This is a genomic window from Erythrobacter sp. JB1-15 (assembly GCF_057365035.1).
Window position 1 is genome coordinate 554,185 of record NZ_CP200295.1, and the last position, 16,396, is coordinate 570,580.

A 16,396-nucleotide genomic window follows, 5' to 3' on the forward strand; every position below is an offset into this window, starting at 1 on the left:
GCCGCTCCTAAAACAATTGGCTAGCAGCGTGACGCTACGCTCCGCTCATGTCTTAGGGATCATAGATGACCCAGTTTGCCGCTGACAGGCTCCTTCTTTTCGGTGCTACCGGCGATTTGTCGCGCCGTAAGCTTTTGCCATCATTGTGCGCGCTTGATGCTGATGGATTGCTGCCCGAAGGGCTCAAGATCATTGGCACTGCACGAAGCGAACTCGACGATGCGGGCTTTCGCGATATGGCGCGCCAAGCGCTAGAGGCTCATCTCGAAGACGAGCGGCGCGGCGGGATGGCGGGGTTCCTCAACCGGCTGAGCTACCAGCAATTGGATGCCTCCACTGTCGAAGGGTTCGATGATCTTGCGGCAAAGGTCGGCGACTATTCGGAGCAGGGCCTCGCAATATTCCTCTCAACCGCGCCCAGCCTGTTTGAGCCTACGATCGAAGGCCTGCGCCATGCAGGTCTGGCGGGTGACAGGGTGCGGATGTGCCTCGAAAAACCGCTCGGCACTGATCTGGAAAGTTCGGCGGTTATCAATGATGCGGTTGCGGATGCCTTCCCCGAAGAGCGTATTTTCCGCATCGACCATTATCTCGGCAAAGAGACGGTGCAAAACCTGCTGGCTCTTCGCTTTGCCAACATCCTGTTTGAACCCATCTGGAATGCGAACTTTATCGAGCATGTTCAGATTACTGTGGCAGAGACCGTCGGGCTGGAAGGCCGCGTCAGCTTTTATGATGATGCAGGCGCTTTACGCGATATGGTCCAAAACCATATGCTCCAATTGCTCAGCCTTGTTGCAATGGAGCCGCCCACCAGCTTTGATGCGACCGCTGTGCGCGATGAGAAAGTGAAAGTGCTGCGCGCCTTGCGGCCTGTCATCGCCAACGAAACAGTTACCGGACAATACCGGGCAGGGGCAATCGGCGGACAGGCAGTGCCCGGATATGACGAAGAACTGGGCAAAGCCTCCAACACGGAAACCTTCACCGCGATCAAGGCGCATGTTGAAAACTGGCGCTGGAAAGGTGTGCCCTTTTACCTTCGCACGGGCAAACGCCTGCCCGAACGCGTAACGGAAATTCTGGTCCAGTTTCGCTGTGTCCCCCACTCCATCTTTGGCGCAGGCGGCAGCGGCCTCAATCCCAATTCGTTGCTGATCGGTATTCAGCCGGAAGAAAACATCACCCTTTCGCTGATGGCGAAAGTTCCAGGCCTTGAAGCGACGGGCAATGCCCTGCGCGAGGTGCCATTGGAAATCACAATGCCCGACGCATTCGTGGGATCACATCGCAGGATTGCTTATGAGCGCTTGTTACTGGACCTCATAAAAGGCGATCAAACCTTGTTTGTGCGCCGCGATGAGGTTGAGGCGCAATGGGAATGGGTCGATGCGATCCGTGCTGCATGGAAAAATGCGGATATGACGCCAAAGACCTACACCGCAGGCAGCTGGGGCCCAAGCGCGGCGATTGCCTTGGCAGAACGCGACGGGGTCAGCTGGCATGAGTGAACTTAACGGCACCATCCACCGCGTGACACAGCGCGTGACCAGACGCTCCAAGCCCGGGCGCAGCGCCTATCTCGAATTGATGAAGCGCGAGGCGGATCGCCGGCCAGAGCGCGAAGCCGTGTCCTGCTCTGTTCTGGCCCATGCCTTTGCAGGCGCTCTGGAGGATCAGGACGCGCTAAAAGACAATCGCGGGCCCAATATCGGGATTGTCAGCGCGTATAACGACATGCTGAGCGCGCATCAGCCTTATGGCCGCTATCCTGACCGCATGAAGATCTACGCGCGCGAAGTGGGAGCCACGGCGCAAGTTGCAGGCGGAACGCCGGCCATGTGTGACGGGGTAACGCAGGGCGAAGACGGGATGGAATTGTCCCTGTTCAGCCGCGACAATATCGCGATGGCCACCGGCGTTGCGCTGTCTCATCAGATGTATGACGGCGCAGCGTTCCTTGGCATTTGCGACAAGATTGTGCCGGGTCTGCTGATGGGCGCTTTGCGCTTTGGCCATTTGCCCGCGATCTTTGTGCCCTCCGGCCCCATGCCCAGCGGCATTTCCAACAGCCAGAAACAGGCAACCCGCCAGAAATTCGCATCGGGTGAAGTGGGCCGCGATGCTTTGCTCGAAAGCGAGCTTGCCAGCTATCATTCGCCGGGCACCTGCACCTTTTTCGGCACAGCCAATTCCAATCAGATGATGATGGAGATGATGGGGCTGCATGTTCCGGGCAGCGCCTTTGTCCAGCCGGGTACAAAATTGCGCCAGGCATTGGACCGGGCCGCGGTGCACCGGCTTGCCGAATTGTCAGGCACCACCACCCGCACTCTTGCTCAGGTCGTTGATGAAAAAGCCATCGTGAATGCGGTGATCGGCCTGCTTGCTACCGGCGGATCGACCAATCATGCGATCCATATCCCCGCCATGGCGCGCGCGGCGGGCATTATCATCGACTGGAGCGATCTGGCCGAGCTTTCCAGCGTCGTCCCATTGCTTGCCCGCGTCTATCCCAATGGATCAGGCGATGTGAACCAGTTCCATCACGCGGGCGGCATGGGATATGTGATTGGCGAATTGCTTGAGGCTGGCCTCGCCCACCGCGATATCCTGACCGTGTGGGAGGATGGTTTTGAGGCTTACGCCGCCGAACCTGTCTGGCAGGACGATGCGCTTTTGTGGTCCCGCGTTGCCGAAAGCCGCGATGATACGATGGTCCGGCCTGCTGACGATCCATTCCAAGGCGATGGGGGGATGAAATTGTTAACCGGCAATCTGGGGCGGGCGTGCTTCAAATCCTCTGCTGTTGCCAAAGAGCGCTGGACAATCACAGCGCCCGCCCGCGTGTTTGAAACACAGGATGCAGTCACGGCGGCATTCAAAGCAGGCGAGCTTGACCGCGATGTTGTTGTCGTCGTCCGGTTTCAGGGGCCGCGCGCCAATGGTATGCCGGAATTGCACTCGCTCACCCCTGCCCTCGCGGTCTTGCAGGACAAAGGCCACTCGGTCGCGCTGGTTACCGATGGGCGCATGTCGGGCGCATCAGGCAAAGTGCCAGCCGCGATCCATTGCACACCCGAAGCGCTTGGCGGCGGGCCGCTTTCTCGCATTGCAGATGGCGATATTGTGACTGTGTGCGCAGCAACCGGAGAGCTTTCCACCACAGCCGATCTTGATGCGCGAACCCCTGCACCCGATCCCGCGCCCGAATGGGGCGTGGGGCGTGAACTTTACCGGATGATGCAGTCGCACGCCGATGGCGCAGAACAGGGCGCATCGGCCATGCTGAAAGCGGCGGGGCTTTAATGAGCACCGATCTTGTTGCGGTTGATATTGGCGGCACGCATGCACGCTTTGCGATCGCCGCGATTGCGAGCGATGGCGCCATTGAACTGGGCGAACCGGTAACGCTGCACACCGAAGCGCACGCCAGCTTTCAAACCGCTTGGGAGCATTTCCGCGAGGAGAAGGGCGGCAGCTTGCCAGATAACGTCGCAATGGCTGTCGCTGGGCGGATCAAGCCTGATATGATCCGCTTTACCAACAATCCCTGGATAATCCGTCCGCCATTGATGGCAGAAAAACTGGGCTGCACAGCGCATGTGATTGTCAACGACTTCGAAGCTGTCGCCCATGCCGCAGCGCGCGCGCCGGCTGACCAATTCCTCCATCTCACAGGGCCTGAAGGCGAATTGCCCGGCACCGGCACGATTAGCGTATTGGGGCCCGGCACGGGCCTTGGCGTTGCGCATTTCTGGCGAAGCGCGCCCGAACACTACCGCGTTCAAGCGACCGAAGGCGGACACGGCGATTTCGCCCCGCTTGACGCCATCGAAGATGCGATCCTTGCCCGCTTGCGCAAGCGCCACAATCGGGTTTCCACCGAACGCGTGGTATCCGGGCCGGCGATTGTCGATATCTACGAGGCGCTCGCCGCGATAGAGGGACGCGCGGTCTCCGAATTGGACGATGTCGCGATCTGGACCGCAGGCACGAGCGGTGACGATAGCCTTGCTGCTGCTGCGGTAGACCGGTTCTGCCTGTCTTTGGGAGCCGTGGCGGGCGACATCGCTCTGGTACAAGGCGCAAGCGGTGTGGTCATTGCAGGCGGGCTTGGCTACCGCATTCGCGATACGCTCCTGTCTTCGGGGTTCGCTTCACGTTTTCGCGCTAAGGGGCGGTTCGCAGGCTTGATGGGGACCATCCCTGTGAAACTTATCACGCACCCTCAACCCGGCCTATTGGGAGCCGCAGCCGCCTTTGCGCAGGCGATTGACGCTGGCTGAACGCGTTAACTTTTGCCAAATCCGCGTCCCCCGAGGGGACTTGAGCCATCGCGCCACTGGCACAAAATGCGCAAAAGAGGCATAAGGCATGCATGAAAAAGATGCAGACACCCAACCGATTCACCGCTGCCATGGCTTTGGCTGCGTGCGTTTTCGCCTCTCCGCTGGCCGCACAGGATAGTGCCACCAGCCTGCTTGGCGATGAAGCCGAGTTGATCGCCAACGAAGCATCCGACGCGATCCGGGCGATTGACCCTAATACCGGCGCTCCTTCGGCGATTATCGATCCCAGCCTGCCCACACCTTACGGTGCAGACATCGCATCGAGCGAACAGCCCAACCGCACCATTGCGGCCCTGCCGCCTATCACTGGCGATGCCGCGGTGCCTGCCGCGCCGCGCGGTCCCGCCGCGCGCACAATCCCGGCGCGGCCTGCCACTTTTTCGAACAACACCGCATCCCTGCCCATCGCGCCGCCGGTAACGCGCCCCTCGCCAGCGCAGGCCTATGTCGAAGAGGCCGCGCCTACGCCGGTCATCGAAAGCGATGATCCATTCGTTATCAAAAGCATTCTGCCGATCAGCGGGTCCATCCGTTATGGCGAATGGTATTGGGACGAAACCCGCGCGCCGACCAAAGGCAAGCTGATCATCACAGTGGATCTCGATGCACGGATTATCTCTGTGTTCCGCGATGGCCATGAAATCGGCACTTCTGTTGCTCTGCTCGGAACGAAAAAGCATCCCACACCGCTGGGCGTGTTTCCGATCCTGACCAAAGAGATCGACAACGTGTCCGAGAAATACAACAATGCGCCGATGCCATACACTTTGCGTCTGACATGGAGCGGTATCGCTATTCATGGCTCGCCAGTGCTCAACGGTTATGCCAGCCATGGCTGCATCGGTGTTCCCGATGATTTTGCCGAAAAGCTGTTCGCCATTGCAAAGCGGGGCGACAAGGTTGTGATTACCAAGGGCAATATCGTTGGCCTTGGTCACAAAATGCTCTGATCAAACGGTTTGAACCATTGAAAAGGCTCGCCTGATGGCGGGCCTTTTTTGTTTTGGGTGCGGACCAGACATCCGACTGATCCTTGGCCGGACCGCCCCGAGTTTTTGTTGGGTACGCCCTTGGCATCCGCCAAGGGCTTGCCGGACCACCCCGCCTCCCCGCCCGTCCACCATATCCTATGGAACCCTTGGTGGACGGGCGGGGAGGCGGGGTGGTCCGGCTGTGAGCGCACGCGAACACTAAAGAAAAAACGCCCGGCGTGAGCGTTAGCGAACACAGACAAAAACACGCCCTAGCGAACACAGGAGCAAGCCACCGCAAACTAATGCAATGAACGCGGCGGTTCAGGGGTAAAACGCCAGCTGCGCATTTCAACGCCCACCTTCGCGACAAGCTCTGATCCCGGCACAGCCAGCACTCCGCCTAACGAAGCATTTTGGCCCTGCCATAACCGATCAAAGGCGCGGCCTGCTTCTGCCCGGCTGACGGCCCCGCCCAATTCACCAACAATCCGGCAAATCGTCTCCACTGCCACCGCGCGGGGGACATTGGCGTAATAGGTGAACGCTGCCGAACCATCGCCATCGCGGTGAACCATGTCTTCCCAGTCAATTTCGGCAAACCAACTCAAAGCCAGCCATGCCTCACCCAGATTGGCGGCGCTCTGAGCGAGCTGGTCGGGAGCGAGCCAGTCATTCTCGCTCAGATGCTTGCGCACTCGCACCCGGTCAAACTGAGCGTCTTTATTGGATGGGTCATTGACCGGCTTAATCCCGCACCGGGCAACGACATTTTCAAGTTCCGCTTTGCGCCAACGCAGCAGCGGGCGGATCAAAAGCAAATCATCAAAACCCGGCACATGCGAGGCAGCACGCACTCCTGCCAGTCCCGCCAGCCCGCTTCCGCGCGCAAGACGCATAAGCAGCGTTTCAGCCTGATCATCAGCGTGATGCGCGGTGGCAAGCGCGCCCAGTTCAGCCTTTTCTGCCCATGCACCAAGCGCCCGGTACCGTGCGTCGCGCGCGCGGGCTTGAAGATTGCCGGGAGAAAGTGTCACTTTAATCGGGGTAAAAGGCACATCCAGCGCGGCGCACAATTCGCCCACAAATGCGACTTCGCTGGCCGCTTCTGCTCGCAATCCGTGATCGACACTGGCGACCGCGATATCGCCATCCAACGCAGCATGCGCGAGGAGCACCAGAGCCAGGCTATCCGGTCCGCCAGACACCGCCAGTCCTAGTGGCCCGGCGCGCGCCTCTCTCGGCCAGACGAGGCTGAGCGCGCGCGAAAAGCGTTCGGCAAGGTCCGCGTCATTCAACCCGGTTAAATTAAGCGCGCCAAGTTCGAACGGTTCTGACATCGCCCGCAGTGCTGGAACAGCGCGGCGTTAAGAGCAAGTGACCTTTTGCCTATTGCTCTCATACTTGTCCGACAAACGCCCGGTTGCGACCGCCGGATAGGTTTCGGCAAATTCCGACAAGGCGATACAAGCGCGCGTCGTGTCACCCAAAGCGATCATGCTTTCGGCAAGGAACAACAGGCTGTCAGGTGCGCGGCGCGCGGTTTTATCGGCCTGATAATTGCGCAGGAACCACCGCGCTGCCTCTTGCGGCATGCCATCATCAAGGAAAGCCCGGCCAAGCAGATTGCGGCCATAGGTTACCCGGAAATGGAGCGGGTACTCCTCAACATATTTGGTAAGCTGCTGGCGCGCTTCGGGGTAAAAGCCCGCGTTCCAAAGGCGGAAACCATAGGAATATTCATCATCGCCCGCATCTTCGGTTTGCGGTTTGGTGATGGCCTGCACCGCGGCAAGCCGCGCGGCGGACGGACCCGTCGCCGCTGGCGTTGGCGTTTCAGCCGGACGTGATTGCGCACCGGAACCAGGCGATCCCAAATCGCTTCCCGCACCCTGAGCGGAAAGATTGCTGTCCACTTCGGTTGCTTCTTCTGACCCGCCACCTGTTAGCGGAGTGCTGGTCCCACCAGATTCGAGCGCGGTCACCCGGTCATCCATCAAGGCGATGGCATTGGCCTGTTCCTCGCTAAGCGCTGTTAGCCGCTGCAATTGCAGCTCCATCGCATCAAGCCGGGCGAGAATATCTGTAACAGCCGTGGTCGATGGCGCGGCAATACCGTCGGCAGTGCTGCCTTGCGCTGCGCCTGTTTCCGGCGCGATCTGGGGCTCAAAATAGCGCCCTGCACCGCCCGGAAATACATTGCGCTGCAAAGCGCGAATTTCCGCTTCGATCTTGCGCAAGCGCGCCTCGGAATTGTCCTGAGCCAGCGCGGGGACGGGCGCCGCAAGCACAGCCAGCACTGCAAAACATGCACCAATGCCGCTTTTGACCTGAGGTCGCTTGAATAACGGCGCAATCACCGATGACTGCGTTTTGGGCGTTCCTAGTTTGAGCATGGCTTGCGTGGGCTCCCTATTCTTCGTGGCTGCATTCTTGATGGAATGACACAGCGCGCCTGAACCGTGGCCGAATCTTTGCGCGCCCTCGGCGGTCAAGTCGAGAGCGCGGCGGGCGAAATCCCAAGGAAATCGGGTTCAGTTTGGGGGTAACTGGCGCGATTGATCACAAATGATACCGGCCAGACGATCCCATTTCCGACACTTCCTAACCAGAATGGGCAATTAGCCCCTTGGCCTAACGAGCAGGCGGCGGTGCTTCTTCACTTGCCGGTGCGGCTGGTTCAGACGCGGGTTCGGATAGAGGCGCATCGGCTGGCTGAGACGGTGCAGCGGTTTGATCTGCGGCTGGCGGAGGCGCATCGGCGGATGGGTCGCCCTCTATCTCAGTCGGAGCCTCTTGCTGAGCCGGCGCATTTCCTGCGGCATTTGATGATGAGGCGGGTCGCGGGTTCGAGCGGACGGGCGGTGCCTGCCCCGCCGGAGACGAAGCGGTGCCGGTATTGGCGCCTTGGGCCTCTAGCGCCGTGTCGCCGACGGGAGCAAAACGCGCGATTAGATCGCGTGCCGTTACAGGCTCAACCAAAGTGACCTGCTCATCCGACAATTTGGGCACATCCTTGCCGTCGATTGTGATCGAAAGAAATTGCGGACGGCCAGTGTTCAGCTGAACATTGGGCACATTCTTAGGCACCCGGAATTCATCGCCGCGCGCCATCGTTGTCTCAAGCAGGACATCCCCGCCTTCAACAAAGAAACGCACCCAAATTTCGTCATCCAGAGCCGTGAACACGACTTGCCCGTTCGGATTGAACTCGGGCTGTGCGCCGCCATCGGCCGCAGCAAGAGCTTCCCCATCCCCTTCGCTGCTCGCCTCATCGCTTGCCAGCAAAGATCCAAGACCGGGGCCTGAGGCGTAATAGGTGTTGTAAAAGGCATAAACGCCCGCGGCGAGCACTATCGCGGCAAATGCGCCGAACCATGCGAGGCCAGCAGAGGGCAGCTTGGCCGGATCACCCGGCTCCATGCCGCCGGTTTGAGCGGCGCGCCATTCGTTTTCATCGACCATTTCTGCGCGGACGGCATCGGTTATTTCAACCTCGTCCAACCCGACTGCACGCGCATAATTGCGCGCAAACCCAATCGCATAAGCGCGCGCGGGCATATTTTCGAACGCTTCATTCTCAAGCGCTTCGAGATGGTGGACCGGTATGCGCGTTTCGGCAGCTACGAATTGGAGATCGAGACCCTTGGCAAGCCGTGCAGCGCGCAATTGCTCGCCCGGCCCCATCGGTCCGGTGGATGTTTCCGCTTCGCTCAAGTGCTCGGCTTCGCTGGTTTCTTGCTCGCTATCCATGACCCGGTTTCTCGTTCGCTCAACTCGTGGCTTCCCGCCCGCTAGCACAATGGCCGCGCGCTGTCTTTCATCCTGTCTGTCAAGTTTTGTGAACGCATGTCAACCGATGGTTGAAAAAGGTAGGCCTATTCAACCTCGATTGCGCGCTCGCCAGCCCATTGCATAAGGGCGCCGCGCAAATTGACTTGCGGGTCAGCGAGCCACCCTTCCATGGCGTTTTCCAATTCGAACAAATTGACCTTGCACACCAATTCCTTGATCGGGCCAACAGCTGCGGGCGTGATCGAAAGGCGGCGAAATCCGATGCCGAGCAATGCCAAAGCTTCCAGCCGCCGCCCGCCCATCTCTCCGCATACGCCGACAGACGTGTCGCTGCCTGCTGCCTCTCTCGTGACCCGGCGCAAGAACCGGATGATCGGCAGGCTCAGCCAATCATAGCGCTGCGCAAGTTCCGGGTTTGATCGGTCAGCCGCAAACAAAAACTGAGTAAGGTCATTGGTGCCAACCGACAAAAAGCTGAGTTTGGGCAAAAGCAGATCAAGCGTTTCTGCCAAAGCCGGGACTTCGAGCATTGCGCCATAATGGATGGCATCGGGGCATTGTTTCTTTTTGGAGCGCAGAAAGGCGAGCTGTTCTTCGAACACGGCTTTTGCCGCGTCAAATTCCCACACTTCGGACACCATCGGAAACATCACGTGCAAACTGCGCCCCGCCCCTGCCTCAAGCAAAGCGCGCGCTTGCGCTTTCATCAGCCCCTGACGTTCAAGTGCCAGCCGCAAAGCGCGCCAGCCCATGGCCGGGTTTTCATCATTGCGGGCAATATCTGAGGCGAGATATGGCACCGCTTTGTCCCCGCCGATATCGACCGTTCTGAAAATAACAGGCTTGTCACCTGCGGCCTCCATCACATCCCGGTACAATTTCATCTGGCGTTCGCGTTGGGGAAGCGTGGCGGAAACCAGAAACTGAAATTCGGTGCGGAACAATCCGACACCATCCGCACCCGTCATAGCCAAAGCGCTCATATCATCGCGCAGGCCTGCATTCATCATCACTTCGATCCGGTGCCCGCACAGCGTTTTTGGCTCAACATCGCGCAATTCGGCATAGGCCGCCTGTTTTTCGCGCGACCGGGCAAACCGCGCCGCGAACGCTTCGGAGATCGGAGCGGACGGGCGCACTGTTGCTGTGCCAGCGGTCGCGTCCAGCAAAACCTCGTCGCCTTCGCGCACGATCCCGCGCAAGCCATTGGTGCGGCCCAAAACCGGCACACCCATCGCGCGCGCAACGATAACGACATGCGCGGTGAGCGAGCCTTCTTCCAGGATCACGCCTTTCAACCGGCGCTTGTCATATTCGAGCAATTCAGCAGGGCCCAGATTGCGGGCAATAAGCACAGTGTCGCGCGGCAGCCCTTGCGACGCGGCAGTCGCGAGCTGGCCCGAAACGATCCGCAGCAAGCGATTGGCGAGATCTTCCAGATCATGCATCCGGTCGGCCAGCAAAGCATCGTCAATCTCGCGCATGCGCATCCGGGTGTGCTGCTGCACCCGTTCAATCGCGGCCTCGGCTGTCAGGCCGCTGTCGATCGCTTCGTTGATGCGGCGCGACCAACCTTCGTCATAAGCGAACATCTTGTAGGTTTCCAAAACCTCTTCGTGTTCGCCGCCAACGCCAAATTCTGCCTGACCTGCCAGGTGGTCAATCTGATCGCGCATTTTGTCAAAGGCGCGGTAAACCCGGGCGCGTTCCGCCTCTATATCATCGGCCATTACCTGCGTGATCTGGACGCGCGGCTGGTGAAAAACCGCTTGTCCGACGCCGAGCCCTTTGACCAAAGTCAGCCCGGTAAGCGATTGCTGCCCCGTCTGCGCCCCGCCAAGATTGAGCACCTCTTCATCATCGACCAATTCAGCATTGGCAATCAATTCAGACAGGACCATGGCCGTGGTCTGCAACGCCTCAATCTCGACCTCTTCGTACCGGCGCGGATCGACATGCTGGACGCACAGCACGCCCACCGCGCGCGCCCTGTAAACAATCGGGACGCCGGCAAAGGAGTGAAATTTCTCCTCGCCCGTTTCCGGCCGGTACTGAAAGTCTGGATGCGCTTTTGCTTCGGCGAGGTTCAGCGTTTCGACATTGTCTGCGATGACGCCCGTTAGCCCCTCACCAATCGCCATGCGGGTAACGTGCACCGCGCTTTGATTAAGGCCGCGCGTCGCGAACAGCTCCAGCATGCTCTCGCGAAGAAGGTAGATTGAGCACACCTCTGATGAGAGGCTTTCGCCGATAATCTGCACCACACCGTCAAGCTTGCCCTGCGTGTGCATACGCGAAGCCATCACCTCGTGAAGGCGAGTAAGTATTTGTCGGGCGGAAGCAGCAGCACTCATGCGGACGCAAGCCTAGCTGTCAATGCAGCCAAAAGCAAAGCGGATTGCGCCATGGTAATCCGGTGAACGAACCCAAATTGATGGCGACCGGAGCCGCAGGCGAGCTAGTTTCGGGATAGCTCTTCTTTCAATCGCAATTTGCGTTTCTTGAGACTTTGTATTGTCGCTGCATCAGGCACCGGGCGGGCCATTTCATCGCGCAATTGCGCTTCGATGCCGGCATGCTTGGATTGGAGGGCATGGACGTGCGACGATACCATTGACGTGTCTCCTGTGTAAGCGGGGGTCTGCCCCCGGATGAGCGACTCGGCACATGAAACGCCGAACGGCCAACACGGATCAAACCACACACATCGTGTCTTGAAAAGGCCCAACACAGCGTGAAGGCGAGCCAACGTTGGAAATACGCGGTCAATCGTGGGCAATGCCTAGTGTCCCATATAGTGCCCCGGCGTTCTTGGCCGATCCCAACCGCCGATTTGCAGCCTGCCAGCACAGTGGTATGGCGCTTTATGAGCACCGGCCATAGAAGGCTTTGGGCCATGGAAGGCTTTGGGCCGCGAAAGCCTTGGGCCGCACTGCAAGCCACGTGATCTGCGATATTCGATAAGGGCGCAATTTTATGAATGAGGCTGAGCTTCGCAAACGGCTCGAATTGCTCCGCACAGAGCATGGCGATTTGGATGCCGCGATCGCCGCCTTGATTGATGCGGGTGCAAAGGATCAGTTGCAGATTGCGCGATTGAAAAAACGCAAATTACGGCTGAAAGACCAAATCGCCATGATCGAAGACAATCTGGTCCCCGATATCATCGCTTAGGCTTTGTGCGCTTTAGTGTGCGAAAACGGACATTGGGGTGGCGAATGGGGGTTCGCGCTTGGGGGGGTCGCGCATGGTTTTTGAATAGCGGCCCGCGCGTAAAGCCCACTTGTTCCACGGAATTTTTGCAAGCTTCGTCCACCGCATTTCGCACACTGCGAGGGGCAAAAACCGCAGCCCTCAGGGGTGTTTATCCCTAACGCGCGATAAGGGTTTGTCCCCGTTCCTGTCCCGCTCAGGGACGGTCCCAGTTTGGGGCGGGATAAACCATGCCGGGTGCTGGCGAACAGGCGATCAAGCCATTAGCGTTTGGCTCCAACATGACCCGCACATCAAGCCTTTCCCGCCCGATAATTGAGGCCCTTTATACCGAAGCGCTCGTCCTCACCGACGATGTGCGTTCGGTGTTTGCATTGGGATCTGACAACCGTGACATGGGGGAGGATTGCATGGTGCGCCTCGCTCTATCGACCGAGGGGCTGAAGACCACCACTCGCATGATGCATGTGCTGGCATGGCTGCTGAACCAGCGGGCCTTTTTCTCCGGCGAGCTGAGCGAAAGTCAGGTGCGCAAGCATGGCGTGCTGCCATCGGATCGCAAAGCTGATCCAGAACAATTGCAGCGGCTGGAACCGGAAACCTGCGCGCTGATCGCAGAGACCGAGAAACTGCACCAGCGTATCGCGCGGCTGGATGAGGCATGGCGGCAGAATTTCGAAATGAATTCGCCCGCGCGCGCTTTCCAAGGGCGGCTTGAACGGCGACTTGCTGATCTGGGCTAGATCTGATTGGGCTGGGTCTGATTGGGGTTAAGCGCGGCGGATTTGCCCCTTAAGGGCGCGAGCGTTTTCCTACTTGCGATGAGCGTCTTATAAAGGTGTGCTTTCGCTCTTTCACATTGTTGGTTTCGGGGCCGATTTCAGGGCTCTGTTTTGGCTTTTATGCTGCGCAGACCGGTGCGCGCATGCGCCAACCCATCACCGTTCAGGCTTGGCATTTTTGCAATATGAATAAGGTTACACTCACGGCGCGAATTTGCGGCTCTACCTCCTGAATCTTGGGCGAAATTGGAATTTTGAACATTTTGCAAAACAGGGGGTAAGCGGTCCATGTCTCGCCCTATGCCCGCCCCTGTTAGGCAGCCGCCAGGGCCTTGTTCCAGCGCGCCAATCGCTCAGCGCGGGCATCATCGTCCATATCAGGCTCAAACTGGGCAAGCTTGCCCCGCATCGCATCCGCTGCCGCAGCAAGATCGGGATACAGCCCGCATCCCGCCGCTGCCAGCATCGCTGCGCCCAGGGCGGTCGTTTCGACAAAGTCAGGCCGTTCGACCGTCAGTCCGAGCATATTGGCAAGATCCTGCGCCATCCAGTCATTGGAAGCCATCCCGCCATCAATCCTGAGGGTAGCCCACTCAGCGCCGTCAGCAGCGAAAGCCTTTGCCAGATCATGCGTCTGATGCGCCATTGCCTCCAATGCAGCGCGCGCCAGTTCTGACTTGCCGCTTGCAAAGCTGAGCCCGGTGATGACCCCGCGCGCATCGGCTCTCCAATGCGGTGCGCCAAGCCCTGCAAGCGCGGGAACGATCGTCACGCCGCCGCAATCGGGAATGGAGCGGGCAAGCTCTTCGGTCTGGCTCGCCACATCGACAATGCCAAGGGAATCGCGCAGCCATTGAACCAGCGATCCCGCAACGAAGACAGACCCTTCGATAGCGTATGTCCGCTTGCCCTTGATCTGGGTAAGGACCGTTGAAAGCAAGCGGTGATCGGATCGCGGCGGCGTTGTGCCCGCATTGGCAAGGACAAAGGCCCCGGTGCCGTAAGTCGCCTTGGTCTGGCCCGGCGCAAGGCAGGCCTGGCCGATAGTGGCCGCTTGCTGATCGCCGGCCATCCCCGTGATCGGTATGGCGCGGCCCAGCAGCCGGGCATTGGTCGTCGCAAGCGCGCCTGACATATCGACCACTTGCGGCAAGGCTGCATGGGGCACATCGATAAGCTCGCAAAGCGCTTCGTCAAACCCGGCGCCAGCAAGCTCCATCAGCAAAGTGCGGCTGGCATTGCTCGCATCGGTGATATGCGATGCGCCGCCGGTAAGCTTGAAGACAAGCCAGCTTTCCACCGTGCCAAAGGCTAAAGTGCCTGCCTCCGCCGCCGCTTTCACCTCAGGCACATTGTCGAGCATCCAGCGCATCTTGGTGCCTGAGAAATAGGGATCGAGCAGCAGGCCCGTGCGGCTCTGGATATCCGCTTCGTGACCTGCTTCGCGCAGCTTAGCGCAAAACCCCTCGGTTCGCCGATCCTGCCAGACAATGGCGCGCGTGAGGGGCTCCCCCGTCGCCTTGTCCCAAGCAACAACGGTTTCGCGCTGATTGGTGATGCCAAGCCCTGCAATACACGCCGCTCCGCCGACTTGCGGGATCACTTCACGCGCGCAGGCCAGCGTCTTGTCCCATATCTCGGCTGCATCATGCTCAACCCAGCCTGATTGCGGGTAATGCTGGGTCAGCTCTGCCTGTGCGCTCGCGGCAAGAACACCGTCGCTGGCAAAGACCATAGCCCGTGTCGAAGTGGTCCCTTCGTCCAAAACCAGGATGTAATCAGCCATTGTGTGTTCCCCGCGATGCAAATCTCATTCGACTTCTGCCGATATCAAATGCATACGCAAGCCCCATGAGCCGCATTCCCCCCAAGCCTTGGCCAACAGGCCTTGCAGAGCAGGTTGAGCCGCTGATCGCTCGCGTGCTTGCGCCTAACCCTTCCCCTTACACGTTCACCGGCACGCAGACCTATGTTGTTGGCGACCCGAGTGGTCCCGATTGCGCGGTGATAGATCCGGGTCCGGATGACACTGCGCATATTGATGCAATAGAGAGCGCGGTGGCGGGACGGACGATCACCGCCATCATGTGCACCCACACACACCGCGATCATTCGCCTGCCGCTGCCCCCTTGGCTGAGCGGACGGGGGCGCCGGTCGCGGGATGTGCGCCCTTGGTGCTCGAAAGCGATCACCCCCGCGCAGATGAAGCATTCGATACGACCTATGCGCCGACCCGCGTTCTGGAAGATGGCGAACAGATGCGCGGCACGGGATGGACGCTAACCGCAGTCGCGACGCCGGGGCACACTTCGAACCATCTGTGTTATGCGCTGGAAGAAAGCGGTTCGCTGTTCACAGGCGATCATGTGATGGGCTGGTCGACCAGCGTCGTAATCCCGCCTGATGGCGATATGGGCGATTACATGGCGAGCCTTGAAAAGCTGATGGCGCGCGAGGACCGCGTGTATCACTCAGCCCACGGCGAAGCGATCACCAAGCCTAAGCAATTGGTGCGCGGCATGATAGGCCACCGCCGCCAGCGCGAGAACCAGATTTTGCGGTTGTTAGGGGAGCGGGCGCGAGATGTGAGCGGCTTTATCCCCGAGATGTATAAAGGGCTGGACGAACGCCTGATCCCCGCCGCCGAATTGAGCGTTACGGCGCATCTGATCGATATGGAGCGGCGGGCGCTCGTGGCTGCGGATGGTGATGTTTGGACAGCCGTTTGAATTTGATTGAGGTCTGCCGATGATCATCTAGTTCTGCAAGTGGGAGCGGACAATAGCCTCAATCCAATGCAAGCCATTTTGGCTAGGTTTTTTGCCGCAGCTGATGCTCGCAAGGCTTTGCAATTTTGGAGGGGCTTATGGGAACCGAAATAATTTTCATTTTGATTTATCCGGTTGCAGCGCTTTGCATATTTGCTGCATCTCTTTTTTGGTCCAGAATAGTTCCTCTCGCGAGTCATGCCACCAGAGCGTATTCGACGCTTGCTATCGGTCTTGGCATATCAATCTCCGGGTTGGCAGTTCTCTCTTACGTAGATAGCGATGCAACATTCACTCATTTAATCCAGCAATGCTACTACACGGAGGCCCAACGATCACTCTACCTGCCACAACGTATCTTTGGGTCGGTGATTTTAAATCTGGTGTTTGTGCTCCCAGCCATCTCCTTCGTCGTTGTTCCCATAACCGCTAGGCTGATCAGAAGCGGTCGTCTCACACTAGAATGGATAATGCTCAACGCCCTCGCAGCTTGGCTCGTGCTGTCTTTGATGGG

13 protein-coding genes are annotated in these 16,396 nt (G+C 59.1%); 7 read left to right on the forward strand and 6 right to left on the reverse strand.

All coding sequences use genetic code 11. The annotated features are described in order from the left end of the window. The first annotated feature begins 65 nt into the window (after positions 1 to 65). The 4 genes from zwf to AC0V6L_RS02735 all read left to right on the forward strand — a co-directional run bounded on the left by zwf (position 66) and on the right by AC0V6L_RS02735 (position 5,302). Complete coding sequence (zwf, locus tag AC0V6L_RS02720; RefSeq protein ID WP_486152900.1) at positions 66 to 1,511, forward strand: glucose-6-phosphate dehydrogenase; 1,446 nt, start codon at positions 66 to 68, stop codon at positions 1,509 to 1,511. Next, positions 1,504 to 3,309, forward strand: a complete 1,806-nt coding sequence (gene edd, locus AC0V6L_RS02725; protein ID WP_486152902.1) for a phosphogluconate dehydratase — start codon at positions 1,504 to 1,506, stop codon at positions 3,307 to 3,309. Before zwf ends, edd begins: the two co-directional genes overlap by 8 nt. Then, positions 3,309 to 4,289, forward strand: a complete 981-nt coding sequence (locus AC0V6L_RS02730) for a glucokinase (protein ID WP_486152904.1) — start codon at positions 3,309 to 3,311, stop codon at positions 4,287 to 4,289. The genes edd and AC0V6L_RS02730 overlap by 1 nt, the downstream gene beginning before the upstream one ends. 92 nt (positions 4,290 to 4,381) lie before the next feature. Then, positions 4,382 to 5,302, forward strand: a complete 921-nt coding sequence (locus AC0V6L_RS02735; protein WP_486152906.1) for a L,D-transpeptidase family protein — start codon at positions 4,382 to 4,384, stop codon at positions 5,300 to 5,302. A 323-nt stretch (positions 5,303 to 5,625) separates the two neighbouring features. On the opposite strand, the gene tilS is transcribed toward AC0V6L_RS02735, so the two are convergent. The 5 genes from tilS to AC0V6L_RS02760 form a co-directional block, all read right to left on the reverse strand. After that, the gene (gene tilS, locus AC0V6L_RS02740; RefSeq protein ID WP_486152908.1) at positions 5,626 to 6,663 is read right to left on the reverse strand and encodes a tRNA lysidine(34) synthetase TilS; all 1,038 of its coding nucleotides are present in this window, start codon (positions 6,661 to 6,663) and stop codon (positions 5,626 to 5,628) included. A gap of 27 nt (positions 6,664 to 6,690) precedes the next feature. Beyond that, entirely contained in the window at positions 6,691 to 7,719 is a 1,029-nt protein-coding gene (locus AC0V6L_RS02745) for a tetratricopeptide repeat protein (RefSeq protein ID WP_486152910.1), read from the reverse strand. Positions 7,720 to 7,957: 238 nt separating this feature from the next. Next, positions 7,958 to 9,076, reverse strand: coding sequence for a RodZ domain-containing protein (locus tag AC0V6L_RS02750; protein WP_486152912.1), 1,119 nt, complete (start codon positions 9,074 to 9,076; stop codon positions 7,958 to 7,960). Positions 9,077 to 9,201: 125 nt separating this feature from the next. Continuing rightward, positions 9,202 to 11,472, reverse strand: a complete 2,271-nt coding sequence (gene ptsP, locus AC0V6L_RS02755; RefSeq protein ID WP_486152914.1) for a phosphoenolpyruvate--protein phosphotransferase — start codon at positions 11,470 to 11,472, stop codon at positions 9,202 to 9,204. 104 nt (positions 11,473 to 11,576) lie between these two features. Further along, positions 11,577 to 11,732 carry a YdcH family protein gene (locus tag AC0V6L_RS02760; protein ID WP_486147945.1) on the reverse strand — a complete coding sequence of 52 codons (156 nt, stop codon included), beginning with the start codon at positions 11,730 to 11,732 and terminating at the stop codon, positions 11,577 to 11,579. A gap of 362 nt (positions 11,733 to 12,094) precedes the next feature. Between AC0V6L_RS02760 and AC0V6L_RS02765 the strand changes: the two genes are divergently transcribed. Both AC0V6L_RS02765 and AC0V6L_RS02770 read left to right on the forward strand, forming a co-directional pair. Next, positions 12,095 to 12,292, forward strand: a complete 198-nt coding sequence (locus AC0V6L_RS02765) for a DUF465 domain-containing protein (RefSeq protein WP_486147947.1) — start codon at positions 12,095 to 12,097, stop codon at positions 12,290 to 12,292. A gap of 320 nt (positions 12,293 to 12,612) precedes the next feature. Then, positions 12,613 to 13,074: a DUF1465 family protein gene (locus AC0V6L_RS02770; RefSeq protein ID WP_486147949.1), complete on the forward strand. Its 462-nt coding sequence runs from the start codon at positions 12,613 to 12,615 to the stop codon at positions 13,072 to 13,074. Between the two features lie 352 nt (positions 13,075 to 13,426). Here the strand turns inward: AC0V6L_RS02770 and glpK are convergent, their stop codons facing one another. After that, positions 13,427 to 14,899, reverse strand: coding sequence for a glycerol kinase GlpK (gene glpK, locus AC0V6L_RS02775; protein WP_486152915.1), 1,473 nt, complete (start codon positions 14,897 to 14,899; stop codon positions 13,427 to 13,429). Positions 14,900 to 14,964: 65 nt separating this feature from the next. Here glpK and AC0V6L_RS02780 point away from each other — a divergent pair, with 65 nt between their 5' ends. Then, the gene (locus tag AC0V6L_RS02780) at positions 14,965 to 15,843 is read left to right on the forward strand and encodes an MBL fold metallo-hydrolase (protein ID WP_486152916.1); all 879 of its coding nucleotides are present in this window, start codon (positions 14,965 to 14,967) and stop codon (positions 15,841 to 15,843) included. Positions 15,844 to 16,396: the final 553 nt, after the last annotated feature.